The organism is Saccharopolyspora sp. NPDC049357 (genome assembly GCF_040677225.1).
GTDB lineage: Bacteria > Actinomycetota > Actinomycetes > Mycobacteriales > Pseudonocardiaceae > Saccharopolyspora.
On sequence record NZ_JBFAQJ010000004.1, the window covers coordinates 95,606 to 119,967 of the forward strand.

The 24,362-nt window shown below is 71.4% G+C and carries 25 protein-coding genes; 14 read left to right on the forward strand and 11 right to left on the reverse strand.

Annotated elements, in window-relative coordinates; genetic code table 11:
- Window positions 1–60: 60 nt before the first annotated feature.
- From AB0J91_RS05040 to AB0J91_RS05050, 3 genes are all read left to right on the forward strand, one after another.
- Window positions 61–639 (forward strand): DUF305 domain-containing protein, encoded by a 579-nt coding sequence (locus tag AB0J91_RS05040; RefSeq protein WP_363864275.1) that lies wholly within the window; start codon window positions 61–63, stop codon window positions 637–639.
- A 212-nt stretch (window positions 640–851) separates the two neighbouring features.
- Window positions 852–2,117, forward strand: coding sequence for a multidrug effflux MFS transporter (locus tag AB0J91_RS05045; protein ID WP_363864277.1), 1,266 nt, complete (start codon window positions 852–854; stop codon window positions 2,115–2,117).
- A gap of 72 nt (window positions 2,118–2,189) precedes the next feature.
- Window positions 2,190–2,987: an SAM-dependent methyltransferase gene (locus AB0J91_RS05050; protein ID WP_363864279.1), complete on the forward strand. Its 798-nt coding sequence runs from the start codon at window positions 2,190–2,192 to the stop codon at window positions 2,985–2,987.
- Here the strand turns inward: AB0J91_RS05050 and AB0J91_RS05055 are convergent.
- The 3 genes from AB0J91_RS05055 to AB0J91_RS05065 all read right to left on the reverse strand — a co-directional run bounded on the left by AB0J91_RS05055 (window position 2,982) and on the right by AB0J91_RS05065 (window position 5,195).
- Window positions 2,982–3,254: a GlsB/YeaQ/YmgE family stress response membrane protein gene (locus AB0J91_RS05055; protein ID WP_363864280.1), complete on the reverse strand. Its 273-nt coding sequence runs from the start codon at window positions 3,252–3,254 to the stop codon at window positions 2,982–2,984. The two genes, AB0J91_RS05050 and AB0J91_RS05055, sit on opposite strands and share 6 nt — an antisense overlap.
- A gap of 81 nt (window positions 3,255–3,335) precedes the next feature.
- Complete coding sequence (locus AB0J91_RS05060) at window positions 3,336–4,214, reverse strand: SAM-dependent methyltransferase (protein WP_363864282.1); 879 nt, start codon at window positions 4,212–4,214, stop codon at window positions 3,336–3,338.
- 93 nt (window positions 4,215–4,307) lie between these two features.
- Window positions 4,308–5,195 (reverse strand): class I SAM-dependent methyltransferase, encoded by an 888-nt coding sequence (locus tag AB0J91_RS05065; RefSeq protein WP_363864284.1) that lies wholly within the window; start codon window positions 5,193–5,195, stop codon window positions 4,308–4,310.
- Between the two features lie 361 nt (window positions 5,196–5,556).
- Here AB0J91_RS05065 and AB0J91_RS05070 point away from each other — a divergent pair, with 361 nt between their 5' ends.
- Complete coding sequence (locus AB0J91_RS05070; protein WP_363793850.1) at window positions 5,557–5,859, forward strand: hypothetical protein; 303 nt, start codon at window positions 5,557–5,559, stop codon at window positions 5,857–5,859.
- An 87-nt stretch (window positions 5,860–5,946) separates the two neighbouring features.
- A complete protein-coding gene (locus tag AB0J91_RS05075) occupies window positions 5,947–7,380 on the forward strand; it encodes a DUF4173 domain-containing protein (protein WP_363864286.1) in 1,434 nt (477 codons plus the stop codon).
- A gap of 72 nt (window positions 7,381–7,452) precedes the next feature.
- Here the strand turns inward: AB0J91_RS05075 and AB0J91_RS05080 are convergent, their stop codons facing one another.
- Window positions 7,453–7,707: an SHOCT domain-containing protein gene (locus AB0J91_RS05080; RefSeq protein ID WP_363793854.1), complete on the reverse strand. Its 255-nt coding sequence runs from the start codon at window positions 7,705–7,707 to the stop codon at window positions 7,453–7,455.
- A 284-nt stretch (window positions 7,708–7,991) separates the two neighbouring features.
- Between AB0J91_RS05080 and AB0J91_RS05085 the strand changes: the two genes are divergently transcribed.
- Entirely contained in the window at window positions 7,992–8,891 is a 900-nt protein-coding gene (locus AB0J91_RS05085; RefSeq protein ID WP_363793885.1) for an acyl-CoA desaturase, read from the forward strand.
- On the opposite strand, the gene AB0J91_RS05090 is transcribed toward AB0J91_RS05085, so the two are convergent.
- The 5 genes from AB0J91_RS05090 to AB0J91_RS05110 all read right to left on the reverse strand — a co-directional run bounded on the left by AB0J91_RS05090 (window position 8,892) and on the right by AB0J91_RS05110 (window position 12,464).
- A complete protein-coding gene (locus AB0J91_RS05090; RefSeq protein ID WP_363793856.1) occupies window positions 8,892–9,242 on the reverse strand; it encodes a TraR/DksA C4-type zinc finger protein in 351 nt (116 codons plus the stop codon).
- Between the two features lie 26 nt (window positions 9,243–9,268).
- Window positions 9,269–10,270 (reverse strand): TerC family protein, encoded by a 1,002-nt coding sequence (locus AB0J91_RS05095; protein WP_363864288.1) that lies wholly within the window; start codon window positions 10,268–10,270, stop codon window positions 9,269–9,271.
- A 274-nt stretch (window positions 10,271–10,544) separates the two neighbouring features.
- Window positions 10,545–11,156 carry a class I SAM-dependent methyltransferase gene (locus AB0J91_RS05100; RefSeq protein ID WP_363864290.1) on the reverse strand — a complete coding sequence of 204 codons (612 nt, stop codon included), beginning with the start codon at window positions 11,154–11,156 and terminating at the stop codon, window positions 10,545–10,547.
- 4 nt (window positions 11,157–11,160) lie between these two features.
- Window positions 11,161–11,808, reverse strand: coding sequence for a DUF2064 domain-containing protein (locus tag AB0J91_RS05105; RefSeq protein WP_363864291.1), 648 nt, complete (start codon window positions 11,806–11,808; stop codon window positions 11,161–11,163).
- Entirely contained in the window at window positions 11,805–12,464 is a 660-nt protein-coding gene (locus tag AB0J91_RS05110) for a glycosyltransferase family 2 protein (RefSeq protein ID WP_363864293.1), read from the reverse strand. The genes AB0J91_RS05105 and AB0J91_RS05110 overlap by 4 nt, the downstream gene beginning before the upstream one ends.
- A gap of 136 nt (window positions 12,465–12,600) precedes the next feature.
- Between AB0J91_RS05110 and AB0J91_RS05115 the strand changes: the two genes are divergently transcribed.
- From AB0J91_RS05115 to AB0J91_RS05125, 3 genes are read left to right on the forward strand one after another with little or no spacing between them, the layout of a single operon-like run.
- Window positions 12,601–14,100 carry a hypothetical protein gene (locus tag AB0J91_RS05115; RefSeq protein ID WP_363864295.1) on the forward strand — a complete coding sequence of 500 codons (1,500 nt, stop codon included), beginning with the start codon at window positions 12,601–12,603 and terminating at the stop codon, window positions 14,098–14,100.
- Window positions 14,101–14,105: 5 nt separating this feature from the next.
- Window positions 14,106–14,804 carry a response regulator transcription factor gene (locus AB0J91_RS05120; protein ID WP_363864528.1) on the forward strand — a complete coding sequence of 233 codons (699 nt, stop codon included), beginning with the start codon at window positions 14,106–14,108 and terminating at the stop codon, window positions 14,802–14,804.
- A complete protein-coding gene (locus AB0J91_RS05125; protein WP_363864297.1) occupies window positions 14,804–15,838 on the forward strand; it encodes a HAMP domain-containing sensor histidine kinase in 1,035 nt (344 codons plus the stop codon). Before AB0J91_RS05120 ends, AB0J91_RS05125 begins: the two co-directional genes overlap by 1 nt.
- 85 nt (window positions 15,839–15,923) lie before the next feature.
- Here the strand turns inward: AB0J91_RS05125 and AB0J91_RS05130 are convergent, their stop codons facing one another.
- On the reverse strand, window positions 15,924–16,964 hold the full coding sequence (locus tag AB0J91_RS05130) for an NAD-dependent epimerase/dehydratase family protein (RefSeq protein ID WP_363864299.1): 1,041 nt from the start codon (window positions 16,962–16,964) through the stop codon (window positions 15,924–15,926).
- Between the two features lie 136 nt (window positions 16,965–17,100).
- Between AB0J91_RS05130 and AB0J91_RS05135 the strand changes: the two genes are divergently transcribed.
- The 3 genes from AB0J91_RS05135 (at window position 17,101) to AB0J91_RS05145 (ending at window position 20,896) form a co-directional block, all read left to right on the forward strand.
- Window positions 17,101–18,603, forward strand: a complete 1,503-nt coding sequence (locus tag AB0J91_RS05135) for a molybdopterin-dependent oxidoreductase (protein WP_363864301.1) — start codon at window positions 17,101–17,103, stop codon at window positions 18,601–18,603.
- Between the two features lie 77 nt (window positions 18,604–18,680).
- Window positions 18,681–19,553, forward strand: a complete 873-nt coding sequence (locus tag AB0J91_RS05140) for a MoxR family ATPase (protein WP_363793873.1) — start codon at window positions 18,681–18,683, stop codon at window positions 19,551–19,553.
- Entirely contained in the window at window positions 19,550–20,896 is a 1,347-nt protein-coding gene (locus AB0J91_RS05145) for a VWA domain-containing protein (protein ID WP_363864303.1), read from the forward strand. Before AB0J91_RS05140 ends, AB0J91_RS05145 begins: the two co-directional genes overlap by 4 nt.
- A gap of 22 nt (window positions 20,897–20,918) precedes the next feature.
- On the opposite strand, the gene AB0J91_RS05150 is transcribed toward AB0J91_RS05145, so the two are convergent.
- Window positions 20,919–21,683: an alpha/beta hydrolase gene (locus AB0J91_RS05150; protein WP_363864305.1), complete on the reverse strand. Its 765-nt coding sequence runs from the start codon at window positions 21,681–21,683 to the stop codon at window positions 20,919–20,921.
- A gap of 251 nt (window positions 21,684–21,934) precedes the next feature.
- Here AB0J91_RS05150 and lnt point away from each other — a divergent pair, with 251 nt between their 5' ends.
- Together lnt and AB0J91_RS05160 are read left to right on the forward strand one after the other, a co-directional pair.
- Complete coding sequence (gene lnt / locus AB0J91_RS05155) at window positions 21,935–23,491, forward strand: apolipoprotein N-acyltransferase (protein ID WP_363864307.1); 1,557 nt, start codon at window positions 21,935–21,937, stop codon at window positions 23,489–23,491.
- A 50-nt stretch (window positions 23,492–23,541) separates the two neighbouring features.
- Window positions 23,542–24,315 (forward strand): polyprenol monophosphomannose synthase, encoded by a 774-nt coding sequence (locus AB0J91_RS05160; RefSeq protein WP_363795553.1) that lies wholly within the window; start codon window positions 23,542–23,544, stop codon window positions 24,313–24,315.
- Window positions 24,316–24,362 lie beyond the last annotated feature (47 nt).

Here is a 24,362-nt window from a genome sequence, read left to right on the forward strand (position 1 = left end):
GCGGACCGGCTCGACCCGGTCACGCCCGATCCCGCCAATTCGAAGACGAGGTAATTCGCGATGAAGCACGCCCGCACGGGCGCCGCTGTGCTCGGCGCCGCCCTGTCCCTGTCGTTCCTGGCCGGCTGCGGCCAGGCGGAGAACCCCGCCCCGGCGGCTCCGCCCGCCCAGACCGCGCCCGCGCACAACGACGTCGACGCGATGTTCGCCCAAGGCATGGTGCCGCACCACGAACAGGCCATCGAGATGTCCAGGATGGCCGCCCAGAACGCCGGATCCCAGCAGTTCAAGGACCTGGCCGCCCGGATCGAGGCGGCGCAGGGCCCGGAGATCGACAAGCTGAACGGCTGGCTGCGGGACTGGAACGTCCAGCAGTCCGGACACGGGGAACATGGCGGTCACGCGATGACCGGCATGATGGCCACCGACGAGATGGCCAGCCTCGGCCAGACCAAGGGCCCCGAGTTCGACCAGAAGTTCCTGATGCTGATGATCAAGCACCACGAAGGTGCGGTCGCGATGGCCCGGACCGAGGTGGAGAAGGGTCGTTTCCCCGACGCCCAGCAGATGGCGCGGGAGATCATGATCAGCCAGCAGTCCGAGATCGACTCCATGCGCACGATGCTCACGCAGCACTGAGCGATCGGCTGCCCGGGTCCGCGGGACCCGGGCAGCCCGCGCGGAACCCGGAATTCACGCAACGGTAATCAATTCCGGGAATACCCGTCCACAGTGGACATCAGATCCAAGATCTGTAACCCGCATCACAGCGAATTCTCGATTCCTCCGGAACAAACGCGGCTCCCACCACGCTCTAGGTCGGGTACCGAACGACATTCCGAAGGGAAGCGATGGAAGACGTTGCTGTGCAATCCCCGGCGGCGCCGGCCCGGACGACCGAGGTCCGCGCCGACGAACCGACCGGGCTGAAGCGACTGCGCATCATCGTGGTGCTCGGGGCGCTGATCGCCCTGGGGCCGCTGACCATCGACATGTACCTGCCCGCGCTGCCCTCCATCGGCGCGGACCTGGGGGCTCCCGACTCCACCGTGCAGCTCACCCTCACCGGAACGCTGCTCGGCCTGGGGCTGGGACAACTGCTGATCGGCCCGCTCTCCGACGTCGTCGGACGCCGCAAGCCGCTCATCGCCGGCACCGCGCTGCACATCCTCGCCTCGCTGGCCTGCCTCATCGCGCCGAACGTCGCCGTGCTCGGCGGGCTGCGCGTGGTTCAGGGAGTCGGGGCGGCCGCGGCGATGGTGGTCGCGATGGCCGTGGTGCGCGACCTGTGGTCCGGGCGCGCGGCCGCCACCGCGCTCTCGCGGCTGATCCTGGTCATGGGCATCGCACCGATCCTGGCTCCGACGCTGGGCGGCGCGGTGCTGCTGTCGACCTCGTGGCGCGGGGTCTTCGGCGTGCTGGCCGCGCTCGGTGCGGCCCTGCTGGTGCTGGCGGTGCTCGCGCTGCCGGAGTCGCTGCCGCCGCGGCGCAGGCAGGCACCGCACTTCGCGCCGGTGCTCAAGACCTACGGCAAGCTGCTCACCGACCGCGAGTTCGTGCTGCTGCTGGTCGTGGCCGCGCTGGCGATGACGGCGCTGTTCTCCTACGTGTCGGGCTCCTCGTTCGTGCTGCAGGAGCAGTACGGGCTCAACCAGCAGGCGTTCGGCCTGGTGTTCGGAGCGGGCGCGGTGGCGCTGATCGGCGCATCGCAGCTCAACGTCGTGCTGCTCAACCGCTTCACCACGATGCAGATCGTGGTGACCTCCCTGATCGTGGCCACCGCCTCCGGACTGGTGATGGTCGCCCTGACCACCACCGGGATCGGCGGGCTGGTCGGGTTCCTGGTGCCGTTGTGGCTGGTCCTCGGGTCGATGGGCTTCGTGATGCCCAACGCCCCGGCGCTGGCGCTGGGCCGGCACGGCGAGGCCGCCGGCACCGCCGCGGCACTGCTGGGCGCCTGCCAGTTCGGGCTCGGCGCGCTGATCGCGCCGCTGGTCGGAGTGCTGGGCAACGACGGGCCCGCGATGGCGGTCATCATGACCTCCGGCGCGGCGGTCGCCCTGGTGGCCCTTGCTGCGGTGGTACGGCTCAGCAACCGAACCGTGGCCGCTGCTTGACCCCGGACCGGGGTGACCAACCTCTAACATCACGGCTGGGCGGGACCACCGCCCAGCCGTGAGGAGGTCGCGATGTCCGAGCCCAACGAAGTCGATCTGGACAAGCCCAACGCTGCGCGGGTCTACGACTACTACCTGGGCGGCAGTCACAACTTCGCCGTGGACCGGAAGATGGGCGAGGAAGCGATCGCGATGTGGCCGGAGCTGCCGCAGATCATGCAGGCCAACCGCGCCTTCCTGCGACGCGCGGTGCACTGCTGCGTCGAGCAGGGCATCCGGCAGTTCCTCGACCTGGGCTCGGGCATCCCGACGGTGGGCAACGTGCACGAGGTGGCGCAACTGGCGGCACCCGGCAGCCGCGTCGTCTACGTCGACACCGACCCCGTCGCGGTGGCCTACAGCAAGAACCTGCTGGCCGACAACGCCGATGCCGACATCGTGGGCGCCGACGCCCGCGACCCGGAAGCCGTCCTGGCCTCGGACGAGGTCGCCGCGCTGCTCGACCTGGACCAGCCGGTGGCGGTGATGATGGTGGCGCTGCTGCACTTCGTCGGCGACGAATCCGCGCCGCACGAGATCATCGCGCGCTACCGGGACGCGTTGGCACCGGGCAGCTTCCTGTGCATCTCGCACGCCACCAACGAAGGGCGCCCGGACGTCGCCGACGGCCACGCCGACCTCTACAAGCAGCGGACCGCCACTCCTCTGACGTTCCGCTCGCGAGCCGAGATCGGCGGGTTCTTCGAGGGATTCGAACTGGTCGAACCGGGCCTGGTCTTCCTGCCGCAGTGGCGACCGGTCTCCCCCTCGGAGGTCGGCGACAACCCGGAGCGCATGACCGGACTGGCGGGCGTCGGCCGGAAACTATGACCGGACGCGGCGCTTGCGGCCGGTGACCTTGTTGTAGATGACCAGCACGATCACCGCGCCGATGACCGATCCGATCCAACCGGCGGGCTGGAAGCCGCGCAGACCCACGGTGAACAAGCCGAACAGGAAACCGCCGACGGCGGAACCCACGATGCCGAGGACGATCGTCATCAGCAGGCCGATGTCGTCCTTGCCCGGCACGATGGCGCGGGCCAGGAAACCGGCGATCAGGCCGAACACGATCCAGCCGAGAATTGTCAGGAACACCGAGCTCACCCGTTTTCGCTCGCGGACAGTGCGAATTCCCAGGCTACTCCGATCATGCCCGGCAGGTCGCGGTGATCGTCTTCACCTGGGTTTCGAGGCGGTCACGAAACGGCTGACCTCGAGCATCGGACCGATCGCCAGGCCGGGATCCCTGCCGAGCCGGACCGCCGCGTCCTCGCTGGTCTCGGCTTCGCCGCTCCAGCCCAGCTCCGCCAGCAGGTCGGGAGCGGGCGGGCGGCCGTCGTCGTGCAGGATCGCGCTGACGTCCATGCCCTGCTGCCTGCCGTACTCGGAGATCTTCGCGTCGTTGGCGATCTTGCCGGTGTCGCGGAATTCCTCCACCGCCAAGCGGCTTCCCGGCGCGGACAGGTCGGTGATGGCTCGCAGGAGCCCTCGCTCCGCGTCGCCCGGCAGGTAGGGCAGCAACCCTTCGGCCAGCCACCCGGTGGGAACTCCGACGTCCAGGCCTGCGGCGATCAGCGCGGCGGGCCAGTCCTCGCGCAGGTCGATCCCCAAGGTCCGGTGCTCACAGCCGGGCTCGACCCGGTCGAGGATCTCCCGTTTGAACTGAAGGACTTTCGGCTGGTCGAGTTCGAACACCGCGGTCCCGTCGGGCCAGTCGAGCCGATAGGCGCGCGTGTCCAGGCCTGCGGCCAGGATCACGAACTGGCGCACGCCGGATTCGGCGACCTGAGCGAAGAAGTCGTCGAAGAAGCGGGAGCGGACACCGATGTAGTGGTCGATGCGCTCGGCCCAGCGGCGCCCGTCATCGGGGATCGCCGCCAGCTCCTCCGGCGTGGTCGGGAACGCCATCCCCTGGCCCGCGGCCCGCACCAGCGTTTCGGCGTGAGGGTCGTTGATGAGCCGGTCGTCCCGGCAGCTCTCGATCGCGCGCGCGGCGGCCACCGCCAACGCGGTGACGCCGATGCCGCTGACGATGTCCCAGTCCTGTTCTGCCACTCCCCGATCGTAAGCGGCGGACGCGGTCGGCGCGGGGCGCGCGGCGAGCCCCGAAAGCACCTGCCGAACAGGTCATTTCGGGGACCGCGCACTTCACGCGGCCTTGTGCGCCTCCACGAAGCGGCTGGCGTCGGCCATCTCGCCGAACATCCCGCTCAGGTCGCGGCCGTAGCCCCGCGCCTTCGCCTCGGCGCCTTCGACCTCGGTCTTCCAGCCCAGTCCGCGCAGCACGTCCGGGGCCTCGGGACGGTCGTCGGAGTGCAGCAGGTCGCGCATGTCCAGACCCCACTCCTGGCCGAAGTCGGCGAGGTCCTCGTCCTCGAAGAGCCGGCGGACGTCGTTGAAGTCCTCCACCGCCAACCGGCTGCCGAGGGTGGAGAGCCGGTCGATGGTCGTCAGCAGCCGCTGCTCGGCCTCCGGCGGGAGGTAGGGCAGCAGGCCCTCAGCCAGCCACGCGGTGGGCGCCTCGGTGTCGAAACCGGCCTCGGTCAGCGCCGAGGACCAGTCCTCGCGCAGGTCGATCGGCACCGGCCGGTGCGCGCACTTCGGCGCGGCGCCGAGCCCGTCGAGGACGGTCTGCTTGAACTCCAGGACCTTGGGCTGGTCGATCTCGAACACGGTCGTGCCCGCGGCCCAGTCCAGACGGTGGGCGCGTGCGTCCAGGCCGGAGGCCAGGATCACCACCTGCCGGACGCCGGCCTCACCCGCCGCGGCGAAGAAGTCGTCGAAGCAGCGCGACCGCACGCCCATGTAGTCCTCCATCTTGGCCTGCGCCCAGATGGAGTCGTCCGGCAGCTGCGCCACCTCCTCCGGGGAGGTCGGCATCGGCGCCGGTGCGTCGGCGGCCTTGACGAACGCCGCGGCGAACGGATCCGACATGAGCCGGTCCTCGCGGTGGGTTTCCAGCGCCCGCGCCGCGGCCACTCCCAGCGCGGTCAGCCCGACGCTGGTCACGATGTCCCATTGCTGGCCAGTAGTCACGCTCGCGCCCCTTTCAGTTCCCGTGCTTCCCCCGGGGACCTCATTCGTTCCGGTCGCTCAGCCGAACTCGCCGAGCAGAAATCGGTACTCACCGTGACCGTAACAAGTTAGTTGCGCGTATCAACTAATTGTGCGTCAGCGCACAACCAGAGCGGACGAACTGCTGAAAGCCGCTCAACCTGGCGAAATGCGCAGCCCGGCGGATTCGCGACAGGCTGTTCGGCCGAGGGAGATCGACGAGCCAAAACATGAAAGGACGTGCGGCGCTCAGCTCACCGTTGCACCGGACCAACGAGGTCCACCCAAGTGGGTGATCAGCGACCGAGCACATTCTGCCGTTCAGCGCATAGACTCCCGCCCCGTGACTGCACTACCGCACAGCTCGACCGAGGCGGCCCTTCGCGACGCGGTGGACACAGCCCTCATCGACTTGCTGACCAAGCCGAACACCCCGGCTGACCGCGCCCGCCAGGAACTGATGCGCGCGGTGGGGTTGCTCGACGAGCACCCGCAGATCGCCGTCTCCGCGGATGCGGCGACCGCGGTGCGCACCGCCGCGGACCACCTCGCCCACGGCGAGCGCGCGAACGCGCGCACAGCGCTGGTCACCGCCCGCGGCCGCCTCTCCTCGCCCGGCTCCCGGCAGGCCGCGCGCAACACCTGACGGTCCGACTTCCTCAAGCCCGGCGCGGAGCAACCCGCGCCGGGCTTGAGACGTCTTCAGGCGAAGCACGGTTCGCTCTGGAGGATCATGTCCGACCCCATCGCTCCCCCACCGGTCGTTCCGCAGTACCCGGTCCCGCCACCACCGCTGTTCGACTCCTTCTGGCCCCGGCCGGAGACCGGCGCGCCCCGAGCATTGCTCGCAGCGCTGATCAGCGGCGTCGCTGCAGCGGTGTTCCTCCCGCTGGAAAGTCCCGGAATCGGCTGGACGCTGTTCGGGCTGTGCGCAGCGGCGGCACTGCTGTTCGCCGTGCGTGAGGTACGGATCGGGCAGGTGCTGTGGGCGGTCACCGGCCTGCTGCTGCTAGCGGTGTGCGCCCTGCGCAGCGCCGAGTGGCTGGCCGCGCTGTGCGTGCTGACCTCCGCCGTCGCCGCGGCACTGGCGATCAGCCGCGCACGGGCGGTGCGGGAGCTGGCGCTGATGGCCGTGGCGGTGCCGATCGCCGCGTGCCGGGCGCTGCCGTGGACCGCGCGAGGCATGCGCGGCCGGGTGCGCGGCAGCCGGGCGCTGCGGATGAGCCTCTCCGCGCTGGTCGCGCTGCTGTTGCTGCTGATCTTCGGCGCGCTGTTCGCCGGCGCCGACGAGAACTTCGCGCGGATCGCCGACGCGGTCGTGCCCGAACTGGACTTCGAGACGTTCTTCCGCGCGACGTTCGTGTTCGGACCCTTCACCCTGCTGGCCCTGGGCGCCGCCTTCACCGCGCTGCGCCCTCCAACGCTCGGCGCTCCCACCGGTGAGCGGCGCACGCTGCGCGGACCGGAGTGGGCGGTGCCGATCGGCGTGCTGGTGGCGCTGTTCGCGCTGTTCATCGTCGTGCAGGCGGCGTCGCTGTTCGGCGGTCCGGCGCACGTGCGGGACAGCGCCGGGCTGACGTTCTCCTCCTACGCCCGCAACGGGTTCTGGCAGCTGACGCTGGTGACGATCCTGACCCTGCCGGTGATCGGGGCCGCCGCGCGCTGGGCGCCGAGGCGCACGCGGATCGAGCGGAACCTGCTGCGCGGCCTGGCGGGAGCGCTGGCGGTGCTGACGCTGGTGATCGTCGGCTCGGCGCTGGCACGGATGTGGTCCTACCAGGAGGCCTACGGCTACACGGTGCTGCGGCTGCTGGTGATGACCTGCGAGATCTGGCTCGGCGTGGTCTACGCGATGATCATCGCGGCCGGCGTGCGGCTGCGCGCGCACTGGTTGCCCACGGCGGTGCTGGGCACCGCGATGGGCGCGCTGCTCGTGCTGGCCGGTCTCAACCCCGAGGGCGCGATCGCCGAGGCCAACGTCTCCCGCTTCGAGCAGACCGGCAAGATCGACCCCGAGTACCTGGCGGAGCTGTCGGCCGACGCGCTGCCCGCCATCGAGCGGCTCCCGGCCGACATCAGGGGTCCGGTCGTCCTGGACATCAACGCCAACGCGGGTGAGGTGTCCTGGCGCTCCTGGAACCTCACCGACCAGCTGAACCGCCCCTGAACCCGATCGCGCGTCGCACGAGGGCGGGGTGCGCGACTTCTCGCGAGGTCGCGCACCCCGGTCCTCCCCCGGTCAGCGCAGTTCTCCGAGGCGTTCCCGGTACTCCTCACCGCTGAGCTCGCCTCGTGCGTAGCGCTCGGCCAGGATCGTCCGCGCGCTCTCGGTCGCCGAAGGCCGCCGCGTCCTGCGCAGGATCGCGTAGATCGCGGTGACGATCAGCGAGGCGATCAGCACCATCCACACCAGGCCGAAGATCCAGAACGGACCTCCGCCGTGCCCTCCGGGTCCGCCCCCGGGCCCCCACTGCATCAGTAGTTCGGTCACCATCGCTGCTCACCTTCCTCGTCGGTGATTCCCAGCATCGGCGCCGACGGCGATCCGGGCGTCCGACCAGGAGCGACACCCGTGCTACCGTCCGCGACGTAGGCCGGGACCAGCGGTGTGCGCAGACCGCGCACGCGTCCCCGGAATCGTTGGCCGTTCACTCTCGGTTGCCACCCCGTTTCTTGCGATCACCAGAGCATTCGGGGTTTGGTGGTCGAGGCGGGAAATCCCCGCAACTACGCGAGGAGCTCGAGTTGGACGCAGCTGAGATCGCCGGCCCCAAACCCATGTTCGCCGGACGCAGGCCGTGGGGTCCGCAACTGTCGGTGTACGTGTTCATCCTCGGCCCGTTCCTCGCCCTGGTGGCCGCCGTGCCACTGGCGTGGGGCTGGGGCTTGAACTGGTGGGACGTGGCGCTGGCCGCGGGCTGGTACGTGCTGACCATCCTCGGGGTGACGGTCGGCTACCACCGGTACTTCACCCACGGGGCCTTCCGCGCGAAGCGGTGGTTGCGCATCACCCTCGCGGTGGTGGCGAGCATGGCCGTGCAGGGACCGATCATGCACTGGGTCTCCGACCACCGCAGGCACCACGCCTTCGCCGACCGCGAGGGCGACCCGCACTCCCCCTGGGCCTTCGGCACCTCGCCGGCCGCGCTGGTGCGCGGGTTCTGGCACGCCCACATGGGCTGGGTGTTCGAGCGCGACCTGACCAACCAGGAGCGCTTCGTCCCGGACCTGCTGGCCGACGCCGACATGCGGCTGGTGCACAAGCTGTTCGCCCCGCTCACGGTCGCGACGTTCCTGCTGCCGGGCCTGATGGGCTGGTTGATCACCGGTACCGTCTGGGGCGCGTTGACCGCGTTCTTCTGGGCCGGGCTGGTCCGGGTGGCGTTCCTGCACCACGTGACGTGGTCGGTGAACTCGATCTGCCACCTGGTGGGCGAACGGCCGTTCAAGAGCCGGGACAAGGCGGCGAACTTCTGGCCGCTGGCGATCCTGAGCATGGGCGAGTCGTGGCACAACCTGCACCACGCGGACCCGACCTGCGCGCGCCACGGCGTCCAGCGCGGTCAGATCGACATCTCGGCCAGGGTCATCTGGCTGTTCGAGAAGGCCGGCTGGGTCCACCACGTCCGCTGGCCCACCCCGACCCGCCTCTCCCGCCTGGCCGTCGGAGAGGACTGATCAGCGCCGGGCCGAGGTGCAGCGGATGCAGAGCTTGGCCGCGGGCAGGGCTTCGAGGCGTTCCTTGGTGATGCGCTTGCCGCAGCGCTGGCACTGCCCGTAGGTGCCGTCCTCGACGCGCCTGACGGCCTCGTCCAGCGCTTCGAGCTCGGCCTTGGCGTCGGTCAGCAGGCCTTGGGTCTGGGCCCGCTCGTAGGCGATGGTGACGCCTTCGGGGTCGTGCTCGTCGTCGTTGGTGGTCCAGGTCGCCGACTCGACGATGGACGTGAGGTGCCGCTGCAGCGACTCGATGCGGTGCTGCACCTCGGTCCGTTGGTCGGCCAGGAGCCTCTCCGGCGACTTGCGCGCCATGCCCGGTCAACGCTGTGCGGCGGGCTTTATTCCGATTCGGCGCCGCTGGTCACCGGTTCGGGTGCCGGTTCCGGCCGCTTGGTGCGGGACCGGGCGAGGCTGGCGACCGTGGTGATCGCCAGGGTGAGCACGATGAAGCCGAGCGACGCGGCGATGCCGATGTCGGGGACCGCGAAGTGGATCTCCTCGACGTGCGATCCGTGCAGCGCCTCGACGATCAGCTTGAGGCCGATGAAGCCGAGGATCACCGCCAGTCCGTAGCTGAGGTAGATCAGCCGGTCTAGCAGCCCGCCGATGACGAAGTAGAGCTGCCGCAGCCCCATCAGCGCGAAGGCGTTCGCGGTGAAGATGATGAAGCCGTCCTTGGTCAGCCCGAAGATGGCCGGCATCGAGTCCAGCGCGAAGATCACGTTCGCCAGCCCGAGCGCGGCCACGACCAGCAACAACGGCGTGAACATCCGCTTGCCGCCGACGCGGGTGACCATCTTGCCGCCGTCGTAGGTGTCGGTCGTGGGCACGAACCGCTGCAGCGCGCGGATCATGCCGCTGCCCTCGTCGTCGGGCTCGTCGCCACCGGCGTCGCGGGCGACCTTGATCGCGGTGTAGATCAGGAACGCGCCGAAGAGGTAGAACACCCAGTTGAACGCGGCGAGCACCGCGACACCCGCGGCGATGCACGCCGCGCGCAGCACCAGGGAGATCAGGATGCCGATGTAGAGCACCCGGTGCTGGTGCTCGCGGGGCACCGCGAAGCGCGACATGATGATCACGAAGACGAACAGGTTGTCCACCGACAGGCTGTACTCGGTGACGTACCCGGCGAAGAACTCCGCGCCGCTGGTGGAACCGGCGAAGGCGAACAGCAGCCCGCCGAAGATCGCCGCGAGCGCGACGTAGAAGGCCACCCACAGGCCGGCCTCCTTGACGCCGACGGCGTGCGGCCGCCGCCCCACCACGAGCAGGTCCGCCGCGATCAGGCCGAGCAGCGCGACCAGCGTCACCGCCCACACCCACACCGGGAAGTTCATCCGCGTCCCCTCACACCGCTCGCTGCGCGCCCTGCCCCGTGTCCGGACAAGTGGATGCAGAATACTGTATGGAAAAACGGATCCCCGGCGATCAGCGGGACGATTCCGAGCAATTCGGACGAAAAATCATGCCATTCGGATCGAAATCACATCCGGACGAGGGCATTTGAACCCCTACGTCCGATTCATCCTCGCCGGTGCCGTTTTTCCGATCGTCCACACTGGACGCATTTTCCCACGCGGAGCGGAATGCTCTTGCTCCGGTCGCCGCGCGTCAAGGCGTGGCGGCCAGCGCCGCGAACCAGCGGCGGTCCACCTCGATCACCCGCGCGCTGAAACCGGTGGCCAGCGCGGCGATGGCGTCGGCACCGACCCGCGCCCAGCGGAAGGTCCGGCCGCGCCCTCCCGCGTCGACGACGCGCCCGGTGCCGCGCCAGACCCCGGTTCCGGGCGGCTCGACCTCCACCCACGCCAGTCCCCCGGGCCGCAGCAGGCGGCGCACCCGCGCCAGCAGCGCGGTGGGGTCGCCACCGATGCCGATGTTGCCGTCGACCAGCAACGCCTCGCGCCAGCTGCCGTCGCCCGGCAGCGGCCCGAACACGTCGCGGCGCAGCGCCATCGCACCGCGGGCGAGGGTCATCTCGACCGCAAGCGGTGAGCTGTCGATGCCCAGGCACATCACTCCGCTGCCGGTGAGCGCGCCGGCGAGCCTCCCGGGACCGCAGCCGATGTCGAGCACCGGACCGCGGCAGGCCGCGAGGACGTGGCGGTCAGCGGTGTCGGGCGGGGAGATCCAGCGGTGCCCGGGCAGCGGCCGGGCACGACCGTCGCTGGTCTCCAGGGTGGTGGTGCCGCCGCGCAGGGCCGCGTCGAACTCGCCGCTCACCCGGTCACCCGGCCAGCGCCGCGGCGAAGCGGGTGCGCGGGACCCCCTTGGCGACGGTGTGGGCGTCGCCCATCGTGTCCACGTCGACGAGCTCCGGCAGCGCCTCGACCCGCAGTCCGGCGTTGCGCAGCGCGTTGAGGGTGCGGCGCCCGGTGTCGGGGCGCGAGGTGGGGATGTCGGCGAGCAGTCCCGCGAGCCGGGGATCGCGGAAGCCGATGGCCCACCAGCCCCCGTCGGCGGCCGGGCCGTAGACGGCGTCGGCACCGACCAGCCGGCGGCAGGCGTCGTCGAGCAGCTCCGCGGTGACCTGCGGGGTGTCCATCCCGATCTGCAGCACCGGCAGTCCCGGGTGGGCGGCGGCGGTGTCGGCGTGGGCTGCGGCCAGTCGCTGCGGGAAGTCCTCGCCGCGCTGACCCAGCAGCGTGCCGCGTGCGAATCGCTCGCGCAGTTCGGTGGCGCGGGCGGCGTCGTCGAGACCACCGGTGAGGGCGACGACCGGGTGCGCTCCCGGGGTGGAGTGGACGGCGTCGAGGGTGTCGAGCAGGCTCGCGGCGGCGAGCTCGGCGGCCTGCTCGGGCGTGGCGGGCGGGCACAGCCGGGTCTTGGCCAGCCCGGGCACGGGAGCCTTGGCGACGACGAGCAGCGCGGTCATCGCAGCACCCGCGCCATGTCACGAGTCGCGCGCAGCGTGCCGCGCACCGAACCGGAGACCTTCGAGCGGGTTCCGGCGGTGCGGGGCCGGTACTCGACGTCGGTTTCGACGATCCGCCAGCTTGCTCGTCCCGCCTTGAGCAGCAGCTCCAGCGGATAGCCGAAGGCGCGGTCGGCGACGTCGAGCTTCAGCAGATCAGCGCGCCGGGCGGCGCGGATCGGCGCGATGTCGTGGACCGGCACGCCTTGCCTGCGCAGCAGGGCGGCGATGAGCGCGTTGCCCGCGCGGGCGTGCGCGGGCCAGGCCGCGGGCGTGGCGGGGACGCGCCGCCCCACCGCGAGGTCGGCACCGGCGCGCACCTGGGCGACCAGATCCGGCAGCACCGCCGGGTCCAGGGAACCGTCGCAGTCGGCGAAGCACACGATCTCGGTGACCGCGGCTTCCAGACCGGTGTGCACGGCGGCTCCGTAGCCGCGGCGGGGCTCGGAGACCACCGTCGCCCCGTGGGCGGCGGCGATGTCCGGGGACCCGTCCCGAGATCCGTTGTCCACCACCAGCGCCCGGTAGCCGTCAGGCAGGGCCGCGAGCACTCCGGGAAGGGCGGCGGCTTCGTCCAGGCAGGGCAGCACCACGTCGACTTGGTTCACGACATCCATGCAAGCGCACAGTGGACGGAACCGAAAAGGTCTGCGACGCTTACCGAATCCTTACGCCGGGCGAGTTCTTACGAGGTTCTGACGGATCCCTCCCTGGCGTTGGCCGACGGCCTCGTGTGCGACTAACTTCGCGGCGGTGCCCACCCTGTCCCGCCGCGCGCAGCTGATCGCGCTCGCAACCGCTGCGCTGGTCATCGCCGCCACCGCGATCGCCGGTGTCGCGCTCAACCGCACTGGTGTTCCGCTCCACGCCGACGCCGCCCCGCTCTTCGGCTTCCTCAACCCCCACCTCGGCCCCGGAACGCCCCTCGCTCTCGCACTGGCGATCGCCGTGGTCGCGTGGGGCCCGCCGCTGGCCTCCCGGCTGCCGTGGCGCGGGCTGCTGGCCGCGAGCTACGCGGCGGCCCTGGCGTGGACGGTCTCGCTGGCGTTGGTGGACGGCTGGCGCGCGGGGTTCACCGAACGGCTGACCGACTGGACCGAGTACCTCCACGACGTGCCCCGGGTGCACGACATCCCCGCGATGATCGGCGAGTTCACCCAGCACGTCCTCGCGGGGCAGCCCCAGTCGTGGACGGTGCACGTCTCAGGTCACCCGCCGGGTGCGCTGCTGGTCTACACGTGGCTGGACCGGCTCGGGCTCGGTGGCGGCACCTGGGCGTCGGTGGTGACGGTGCTGGTGGGCGCCCTGGCCGCGGTCGCGGTACCGGTGACGGTCAAAGCGCTGCACGACGAGCGGGCGGCCCGCGCGGTGGTCCCGTTCGTGGTGCTGTTCCCCGGCGCCGTGTGGATGGGCGTCTCGGCCGACGGCCTGTTCACCGGGGTCACCACGACCGGCATCGCCCTGCTGGCGCGGCGCCGGGCGCTTCCGTCCCTGCTCGGCGGGCTGCTGCTCGGATCCGCGTTGTTCCTCAGCTACGGCCTCACCCTCGTGGCCGTGATCGCGCTCGCCGTCGTGCTGGTCAACCGCTCCTGGCGATCCCTGCTGATCGCCGCGTGCGGGGCCTCGATCGTCGTCGCCGCCTTCGCCGCGGCCGGGTTCTGGTGGCTCGACGGCTACCACCTGGTGGTCCAGCGCTACCACCAGGGCGATTTCGCTCAACGGCCCTACGCTTACTGGGTGTTCGGCAACCTCGGCGCCCTGCTCCTCTCAGCCGGTCCGCTCACCGCAGCCGCCCTCGCCCTGGCGACCTCCTCACCCGCCACCACAGCCACAACACCGAGAACCCCGGTAATCAGGACACGGAGTTCGGGGGCGTTCAGGACGACACGGAAAACCGCAGTAATCGGGTCACGGAAAACTGCGGTAATCGGGTCGGCTTCCGCAGGAGGTGCGGGGGCGTCGAGAACCGGGGAACGGCGAACTCCTGGGATCGGGGAGGTGGTCCGTCGTTCGGTCGCCGCCGTGCCGCGCGTCGACGCGGTGCGGGGGCTGGTCCTGGCCGCCGGGCTGGCGGTGCTGGCGGCGGATCTGTCCGGGTTGAGCAAGGCCGAGGTCGAGCGGATCTGGCTGCCCTTCGGGGTGTGGTTCGCTGTGGGAGGTGCCCTGCTGCCCGCCGGTTCCCGGCGCTGGTGGCTGGGCGCGCAGGCGGTGACCGCCCTGGCGGTCAACCACGTGATCGCGACGAGCTGGTGATGGGGATGCGGGAACAGGCCGGACGGGTGCTGGTCGTCGATGACGACCACGCGGTGCGCGACGTCGTCCGCCGCTACCTGGAGCGCGCCGGCTACCAGGTCGACCTCGCAGGCGACGGCGAGACGGCCCTGCGCACCAACGCCGAGCGCAGACCGGACCTGATCGTGCTGGACCTGATGCTGCCGGGCATCGGAGGCCTGGAGGTGTGCCGCAGGGTGCGCGAGCGCGGGCCGGTCCCGGTGGTGATGCTGACCGCGCTCGGCGAGGAGTCCGACCGGGTCGCCGGTCTGGAGCTGGGCGCCGACGACTACGTGGTCAAGCCCTTCAGCCCGCGGGAGCTGGTGCTGCGGGTGACGTCGGTGCTGCGCCGCGCCACCCACGCCCCGCCCGCCGCGCAGGAGTCCGTCGTGGACGGCGCCCTGGTGCTCGATCCGGAGGCTCGCCGCTGCGCGCTCGACGGCGTCGAGCTGTCGCTGACCACTCGCGAGTTCGACCTGCTGGCCTACCTGATGCGCAATCCGCGCAGGGCCTTCACGCGCGCCGAACTGCTGGAGTCGGTGTGGGGCTGGAACTTCGGCGACCAGTCCACCGTGACCGTCCACATGAGACGGCTGCGGGAGAAGATCGAGCCGCGACCCGACCGACCCCACCGGATCAGCACCGTGTGGGGCGTCGGCTACCGCTACGACCCCGAGGCGGGCTGATGGACCTGCTGACCGAGCTCACCCACGTCGCGCCCTACGCGATCGGCCTGTCCCTGCCGGTGGCGCTGGTCGGGGCCGGGCTGCTCTACCTGCTCCGGCACCGCTCGTTGGCGACCGCGCTCACGGTGCTGGTGCTGGTGCCGCTGGTGGCCACCATGGCGGGCGTCCTCGGCATCGCCGGGTTCATGTTCGGCCCGCTGCTGACCACCGTCGTCGTCATCTGCACCGCCGTCGGGGTGATCACCGTGCCGGTTGCGGTGGTGCTGGGGCGCAACATCGCGCGCCGGAGCGTGTGGGAGCGCGAGGCCCGCGCCCGCGAACGCGCCGCGGAGGCGTCCCGCCGCGAGCTGGTGGCCTGGATCAGCCACGACCTGCGGACTCCGCTGGCGGGGATCCGCGCGATGGCCGAGGCGCTGGCCGACGGCGTGGTGGACGAGCGCGACGAGATCTGCTCCTACGCGAGCCGGATCCAGGGCGAGACCGAACGGCTGTCGGGGATGGTCGACGACCTGTTCGAGCTCTCCCGGATCACCGCGGGCGCGCTGCACCTGGAGTTCTCCGCCGTGCCGCTGCACGACGTGGTCAACGAGGCCGTGGCCGCCGAGCACCCGCGCGCGCAGCGGCGCGGCGTGCGGCTGGCCACCGAGACCGAGCAGTGGCCGGTGGTCTCCGGCAGCGATTCCGAACTCGCGCGCGTGGTGCGCAACCTGCTGTCCAACGCCATCCGGCACACCCCACCGCGCGGGTCGGTGGTGCTCACCGCGGGCCGGGAGGGTCGCCAGGCGTGGCTGCGGGTCGACGACGGGTGCGGCGGGATCGATGCGGCCCAGCTGGAGCGGGTCTTCGAAGTGGCCTACCGGGGTGATCACGCGCGAGGGGACAACGAGCGGGAACCGGCCGGGGCCGGGCTCGGGCTGGCGATCGCGCGCGGCCTGGTGCAGGCCCACCACGGCGAGATCCACGCCCGCAACCACGGCCCCGGTTGCCGGTTCGAGGTGCGGCTACCGCTGGCCGACGGCGTCGCGAACCGTTGAGGGCGTCACCTCGCTCGGCGGTGCAGGTAGCGGAACCTGAGACGCCGCTGAGTCCCACACCTGGAACAGCGGGCACACCGACCCGTTAGACGGCTCGCAGCGGAGCCTCGGCGAACTCCCGCACGCCGTCGGCGAAACCGACCGCCGCGTGGAACCCGAGCACCCGCCGGGCCTTGGCCGGATCGGCGACGACGTGCCGGACGTCGTTGGGCCGGGCCCCGCCCACCACCTCCGGAGCCGGACCGCCGCAGGCCAGCGACAACGACTCGGCGAGCTCTCCGATGGTGTGCGGCTGCCCGGAGCAGATGTTGACCGCGTCCAGCTCCCCCGGCGGGCCGGAGCTCTCCAGCGCGGCGAGGTTGGCGGCGGCGACGTCGCGGACGTGCACGAAGTCCCGACGCTGCCGACCGTCCTCCAGCACCGTCGGCGCCAGTCCGCGGTGCAGCGCGGAGCGGAACAACGAGGCGACCCCTGCGTACGGGGTGCCGTTGGGCATCAAGGGGCCGTAGACGTTGTGGTAGCGCAGCGCCCGCACCTCGCCGCCGGTCTGGCGGGCCCAGGCCGCCGCCAGGTGCTCCTGCGCGAGCTTGGTCGCCGCGTAGGTGCTGCGCGGGTCGAGCACGGCGTCCTCGGGCACCTCCTCGGGTTCCAGGGGTTCGGCGCAGTGCGGGCACGGCGGTTCGAACCGCCCGGCCTCGACGTCCTCGGCACGTCGCTGACCGGGACGGACCAGACCGTGTTCGGCGCAGCGGTAACGGCCTTCCCCGTAGACCACCATCGAGGAGGCCAGCACCAGCCGCCGCACCCCGGTCTCGTGCATCGCGGCCAGGAGCACCGCGGTGCCGAGGTCGTTGTGCGCGGCGTAGTCGGGCATGTCGGAGGGGTCGACGCCGTGACCGACCATCGCGGCCTGGTGGCAGACCGCGTCCACCCCGCGCAGCAGTTCGCGCACCAGCTCGCCGTCGCGCACGTCTCCGCGCACCAGCGGGTGCCCGGTCTCGGGAGGGACGCCGTGGGCCTGGGGCAGCAGCGCGTCGAGCGCGACGATCTCGTGGCCGCGGGCGCTGAGGGTGTCGGCGATGGCCGAGCCGATGAACCCGGCGGCGCCGGTCAGCAGAATTCGCACGCCCAGACGCTAGGACGGCAGCGGCCGCGACGCCTCCGATCGAGCCGCGATGTCATCTTTCCACAAGAACTTTCGGCTCTCTTACGCACGAGCCCGAACTCTGGCGACGACCGGTGAACCGGGCTCGAATGGAGGCATGACTTCGCTCTCCCGTGGCCGTGCGGCCACGATCGGACTGCTCGCGGCCGGCTCCGCGCTGGCCGCCGGGCACCTGGTCGCCGGTCTCGGCGATCCGCGCACCTCTCCCCCGGTGGTCGTCGGTGGCGCCTTCATCGACCTGGTGCCCCCGGGCGTGAAGGAGTTCGCGGTGGCGGTGTTCGGCACCGCCGACAAGCTCGCGCTGATCATCGGCATGGCGCTGGTCATCGCCGCGCTCGCGGTGGTCGCGGGACTGTCCTCGCGACGCGCGGTGCTGCCCGGCGCACTGGTGATCGGCGCGTTCGGGCTGGTCGGCGTGGTGGCGGCGCTGGCTCGCCCCGAGGGCGGGGTGCTGCCCTCGCTGGTCGCGGTGGCCGTCGGAGTGGGCGTGTTCGCCTTGCTGCACCGCGCCGGGCGGGCGCCGGTGGCCACCGAGATCGACCGGCGACGGTTCCTGGCGACCTCCGGTCTGGTCGTGGTCGGCGCCGGGCTGGCCGGCATCGGAGGGAGTTCGCTGTCGAAGGGTTCCGGGGTGACGGCCTCGCGAGAGGCCGTGGCGGGCCGGTTGCCGAAGGTGGCGCCGCCCCCGATCCCGGCGGGTGCGGACTTCGTCGCCGAGGGCACGCCGACGTTCCTGACCACCAACCGCGACTTCTACCGGATCGACACCGCCCTGGTCGTGCCGCAGCTGCGCGCCGAGAACTGGCGGCTGCGGCTGCACGGCATGGTCGAACGCGAGCTGGACCTGTCGTTCACCGACCTGATCAACCGGCGGCTGGAATCGCGCACCATCACCCTCGCGTGCGTGTCCAACGAGGTCGGCGGCAACCTGATCTCCACGGCCAACTTCGTCGGCGTCCCGGTGCGAGACCTGCTGCTGGAGGCCGGGGTCCGGCCGGGTGCGCAGCAGCTGCTGACCACCAGCACCGACGGCTACAGCGCGGGCACCCCCGTCGACGTCCTGCTGGAGCCCGACCGGGGCGCGCTGCTGGCCTTCGAGATGAACGGCGAGCCGCTGCCGGCCAAGCACGGGTTCCCGGTGCGCATGGTCGTGCCCGGTCTCTACGGCTACGTCTCGGCCACCAAGTGGCTGGTCGACGCCGAGGTCACCACATTCGACCGGCGTGCCTACTGGCAGCAGCGCGGCTGGGCCCAGCTGGGGCCGATCAAGACCCAGTCGCGCATCGACCGCCCGCGGCGGGCAACGCAGGTCCCGGCCGGTCGGGTGACGGTCGCGGGGATCGCGTGGGCGCAGCACACCGGCATCGACGCCGTGCAGGTCCGAGTCGACGGCGGCCCCTGGCAGTTCGCCGAGCTGGCCACCGAGGTCGGCCGCGACACCTGGCGCATGTGGCGGGCCGCGCTCGACCTCTCGCCGGGAGAGCACGTCGTGCAGTGCCGCGCCATCGACCGCACCGGCACCCCGCAGACCGAAGCGCGTCAGGGCGTCGTCCCGGACGGCGCGACGGGCTTGCACGAAACCACTTTCCGCTGCGCGTGACCGGCATCACTTCCGTTGGACACGGGCGCGCGCGCTGAGCAACCGTTCGGTATGGAACTCGGCGAGGGGAGCGTGCGGTGACCGACGGGCGAACGGGCATCTTCGAGTCGGTCGACGACGTCGTCGAGAAGCTGGCCGAGACCGGCTACCTGGCCTCCACCGCCGTGGCCACGACGGTGTTCCTCGCCGACAAGCTCGGCAAGCCGCTGCTCGTCGAAGGTCCGGCAGGCGTCGGCAAGACCGAGCTGGCCAAGGCCGTCGCCGCCGTCGCCGAAGCGCGGCTGGTGCGGCTGCAGTGCTACGAGGGCATCGACGAGGCGCGGGCGCTCTACGAGTGGAACCACGCCAAGCAGCTGCTGCGCATCACCGCGGGCCGCGACGAGACCTGGGACGAGGCTCGCACCGACATCTTCAGCGAGGAGTTCCTGCTGTCCAGGCCGCTGCTGACGGCGATCAGCGGGGACGAGCCGACGGTGCTGCTCATCGACGAGACCGACAAGGCCGACGTCGAGGTCGAAGGGCTGCTGCTGGAGGTGCTCAGCGACTTCCAGGTCACCGTTCCCGAGCTCGGCACGATCAGCGGGTCGCAGCGGCCGTTCGTGGTGCTGACCTCCAACGCCACCCGCGAGCTGTCCGAAGCGCTGCGCCGCCGCTGCCTGTTCCTGCACATCGACTTCCCCGACGCCGAGCTGGAGCAGCGCATCGTGCGGCTCAAGGTGCCGGGTCTCGACGAGGCGCTGGCCGGATCGCTCGTGGAGGTGGTGGGGGCGCTGCGCGGGATGCAGTTGCGCAAGTCGCCGTCGGTGGCCGAGACGATCGACTGGGCCCGCACCCTGCTCGCGCTCGGCGCGGACACCCTCGACGAGGACGTGGTGCGCGACAGCCTCGGGGTGATCCTCAAGCATCAGGACGACGTCCGCCGCGCCACCGAGAAGCTGGTCGTGCCATGACGTTGCAGGCCCGCCTGGTCGGCTTCGCCGGGGCGTTGCGCGAGCAGGGCGTGCGCATCGGTCCGGGTGAAACCGTCGACGCCGCAGCGGCTTTGGAAGTCCTCGGGATGGCGGATCGGGAACGACTGCGGGAGGGACTGGCCGCGGCCCTGCTGCGCGCCGACGGGCAGCGCAAGGTCTTCGACGCCGCGTTCGACCTCTACTTCCCCGCCGGGGTGGGAGCGCCCGAAAGCGCCCGCAACGGCGACGAGTCCGATCTCGAACAGCGGTTGGTGCACGCCCTGGCAGGCGACGACTCGGGCGCGCTGGGGCAGCTGGCCGGGGAGGCCGTGGACGCGCTCGGGCAGTTCGGCGGCGGCGACGGCCCGCAGGGCTGGTCGGCACACCAGACGCTGGAACGACTGCAGCCGCAGACGCTGCTGGCCCGAGTGCTCGCGGCGATGCGCGGTGAGGCCGAGGAGGACTTCACCGATCGGCTCGACCGCGACGAGATCCGCCGCCGCATCGACACCTTCCGCGAGCGCGTCCGCACCGAGGCGCGCCGCCGCTCCGCGGAAATGCGCGGTGCCGACCACGTCGCCAAGCACGCCATCGCACCGAGCGCCGACCAGGTCGACTTCCTCAACGCCGGACGCGACCAGCTCGCCGACCTCCGCCGTGCCGTGCAGCCGCTGGCGCGCAAGCTCGCCACCCGCATGGCCGCCCGGCGCCGCCGCGCCGCCAGGGGAACCATCGACCTGCGCCGCACGCTGCGCCGATCGCTGTCCACCGGCGGCGTCCCGCTGCGCCCGGCCTACGCCCACCACCGTCCGGCCCGACCCGAGATCGTGCTGCTGTGCGACGTCTCGGGCTCGGTCGCCGGGTTCGCCAACTTCACGATGCTGCTGGTCCAGGCCCTGCACGACCAGTTCAGCAAGGTCCGGGTCTTCGCCTTCGTCAACCGCACCGACGAGGTCACCCGCATGATCGAACCGGGCGCGGCCGATCCCGTCGAGCTGGGACGCAGCATCCTCTCCGAAGCCGCGGTCACCGGCTGGCACGACAGCAGCGACTACGGCAACGCGCTGGCCGAGTTCACCGACAAGTACCTGGACGCGGTGGGGCCGCGCACGTCGGTCCTGGTCCTCGGCGACGCCAGGACGAACGGCTGGAACCCCAACCTCGAAGCCCTGCACACCATCAAGCAGCGAGCACGCCACGTGTTCTGGCTCAACCCCGAACCGGAGCTGCGCTGGGCGACGGGCGATTCAGCGGCTCGCGACTACGCCCGGATCGCCGAGATGCACGAGTGCCGCAACACCAGGCGCCTGACCCACCTGGTCTCCACCCTCCTCCCCGTCTGACCCCCGAGGGCGCGCGACATCACTACAGGGCGCTGGTGGACAGGAAGCGTTCGAGGGTGGTGGCCAGGGCGATCGGGGTCTCGTCGATCGCGTAGTGGCCGGCGTTGGGGAAGACCTCGAGATCGCAGCTGGGGTACCACTGGCCGAAGGTGGCCTTCATGGTCTCTTCGCCGAGGGCTGGGTCGTGCTCTCCGGCGATCACCTTGACCGGCACCGGGTTCCCCTCGATCTCGGTGTGGAAGTCGGTCTGGGCCCAGGCCCGGAGGTAGTCGGCGACGGCGGCCGGGTCGGAGTGCTGCCGGGAGTGCTCGACCATCGCGTCCAGCCACACCGCGGTGAGCCGGTTCCCTGTGGTCAGGTCGATGATGGCGCGGCGGTTGGCGAGGTCGGCGGCGGCACCGGAGAACAGCGCCCAGCCCTGTTCGTCGAAGGGCACTCCCGCTGCCGGGACCGGGGAGATCCCGACCAGAGCCCGGACCCGGTGCGGCGCGTCGGCCAGGACCCGTTGCGCCACCGCTCCGCCCATCGAGTGGCCGACCAGCGAGAACGTGTCCAGCCCGAGCCGGTCGGCCAGGGCGAGGACGTCGGCGGCGGCCTCGGCGAGGGTGTGCTCGCCCGCCTCGTCGATCCGCGCGCCGTAACCGCGGTAGTCGGGGAAGACGTAGCGGAACCGGCTCGCGTCCAGGTGCGGGTGCAGCACCCGCCAGGCAGCTGCCGAGCCGAACCAGCCGTGCAGCGCGATGACCGGGTGCGCTCCGCCGCCGATCTCCTCGTGTCCGGTGCTCATCGGTCCTCTTCCCGTTCGATCGGTCGGTCGTGACGCGACCATCGCTGAGGTGCGCATTCCGCGGGCGCATCGATGATCACCGGGCCGATCGAGAGTAAGCGGCGTCACACGCGGTGGTCAATCGCCTGCTCAGGGCCTGTGTGCGGAGCGCATCCAGCTCGGCGCGTACATTTGGGCGAAGGCGTGCCTGGGCACGCGGCAACGTTGGCGGTCCCGGGCGGGGCCGAGAAAGCACCGAGAAGGTTGGTCGGGTGGTAGTCCCCACGGCTCCTGCGCAGGACGTCGCGCAGCCGGATCGCCGCACTCCCGGACGACGGACCGCCTGGGCGCTGCGCCTGGTCGCGGTGATCGCCGCCGGATTCGCCCTCTACGCCGGTTCACCGCCGCGCGAGGCGTGGTGGGTCGCTCCTCTCGCGGTGGCCGTGCTCGTCGCCGTCGTGCGCCACCGCGGGGCCCGCTCCGGTTTCGGCTACGGCGTGGTGTTCGGGTTCGCGTTCCTGCTGCCGCTGCTGGGCTGGTTGCAGGACTTCCTCGGCGCCGACTTCGGTCCCTGGCCCTGGCTGGGCGTGGCGGCGGTGGAGGCGCTGTTCATCGGACTCGCAGGAGCCGGGATGGCGCTGGTCAGCCGCCTGCCCGCGGCTCCGGTGTGGATGGCGGCCGTGTTCGTCACGGCCGAGTCGGTGCGTTCCGCGTTCCCCTTCGGCGGGTTCCCGTGGGGTCGGCTGGCCTTCACCCAGGACACCGGACCGCTGCTGTCGCTGGCGGCGATCGGCGGCGCGACCCTCATCTCCTTCGCCGTGGCCCTCGTCGGCGGCGGGCTGGCCGAGCTCGTGCGCGCCCCGCGCCGCTGGGCGGTGCCGGTGGCCGCGATCGCCGTGCCGCTGCTGGGCGGGCTGGCGTGCTGGCCGCTGGTGGGCACCGACGCCAACGCCGGGACCGCGCGGGTCGCCATCGTGCAGGGAAACGCCCCCAACCTCGGTCTGGGCCTGCTCTACGAGGACGACGTCCTGCACGACAACCACGTGCGCGCTGCGCAGACGCTCGTCGACGACGTGCGCGCCGGGCGAGTCGCACGACCCGATTTCGTGCTGTTGCCCGAGCAGGTCGGCAGCTGGGGCCCCTCGCGCACCGACCCGGAGCTGTCGGCGATCGCCTCCCAGCTGGGCGCGCCGCTGGTCGTCGGCGGGCTCGGCCAGGACAGCGACGGGAAGTTGCACAACCAGGTCGTGCGCTGGGATCCCGGAACCGGCTTCGGCGACCGCTACGTCAAGAAGCACCTGGTCCCCTTCGCCGAAACGATCCCGATGCGGGAGGTCGCGCGGCTGGTCAGCCCGTTCGTGGACCGCTTCCAGTCGGACATGACGCCGGGCGAGGAACCGGGCGTGATCGACGTCGCGGGTCTGAAGCTGGGCGTGGGCATCTGCTACGACGTCGCCTACAACGACGTCTTCGGGCCGGCCGCTGCCGAGGGCGCCACGCTGCTGGCGGTGCCCACCAACAACGCCTGGTACGGGCATTCGGAGATGAGCTACCAGCAGCTGGCGATGTCCCGGCTGCGCGCGGTGGAGACCGGCCGGGCGGTGCTGGTCGGGGCCACCAGCGGGGTGAGCGCGGTGGTGGCGCCGGACGGTTCGGTGATCGCGCAGACCGAGCTGTTCACCGAGGAGAACTTGACCGCCGAGGTTCCGCTGCGAGCGAACCGGACACCGGCCACCGAGCTCGGCTCGGTTCCGATGTGGACACTGGCGGTGCTGGGGGTGGGCGCGATCGCGGCCGCCGGGTGGCGGTCGAGGAAGTCCGGCGCCTGATCGACGAACGAGTGCACGGCCGGTCCAGGTGACCGGCTAGGAGGATGTGGATGGCGAGGCAAGCCCCGGCCGAGAAGGTGCTGGTGGTGATCCCCACCTACGACGAGCGGGAGAACCTGGAACCGATCGTGCGGCGGCTGTTCGACGCGCTGCCCGCGGCGAACGTGCTGGTGGTCGACGACGGCAGCCCGGACGGCACCGGCGAGGTGGCCGACCGGCTGGCGGCTTCCGACGACCGGTTGCACGTCATGCACCGCACCGAGAAGGCCGGCTTGGGGGCCGCCTACGTGGCCGGGTTCGAGTGGGCGCTGGCCCGCGACTACACGGCGATCATGGAGATGGACGCCGACGGCTCGCACGCCCCGGAGGACCTGCCGCGCCTGGTCGGCATGCTCGGAGACAGCGGGACCGGTGCGGACGTGGTGCTGGGGTCGCGGTACGTGACCGGCGGCCGCACGGTGAACTGGCCCTGGTACCGGGAGTTCCTGTCCCGCGGCGCCAACGTGTACTCGAAGCTGGCGCTGGGCGTGCCGATCAACGACATCACCTCCGGCTACCGCGTGTACCGGCGGGAGGTCCTGGAGACGGTCCAGCTGCACAACATCGCTTCGCAGGGCTACTGCTTCCAGGTCGACCTGGCCTGGCGCTCGGTGGAGGCGGGGTTCACGGTGGTCGAGGTCCCGATCACCTTCGTGGAACGAGAGCTCGGCGCCTCCAAGATGGACGCGGAGGTCGTCCGAGAGGCCCTGCTCCGCGTCACCAAGTGGGGCCTGCGCCGCAGAGGCGGCCAAGCAGCAGGAGCAATCCGCTCCCTGCTCCCCTGACCCCAGGCGCAGCCACCGCACCCACTCCCCAACGTCAGGCAACCGGC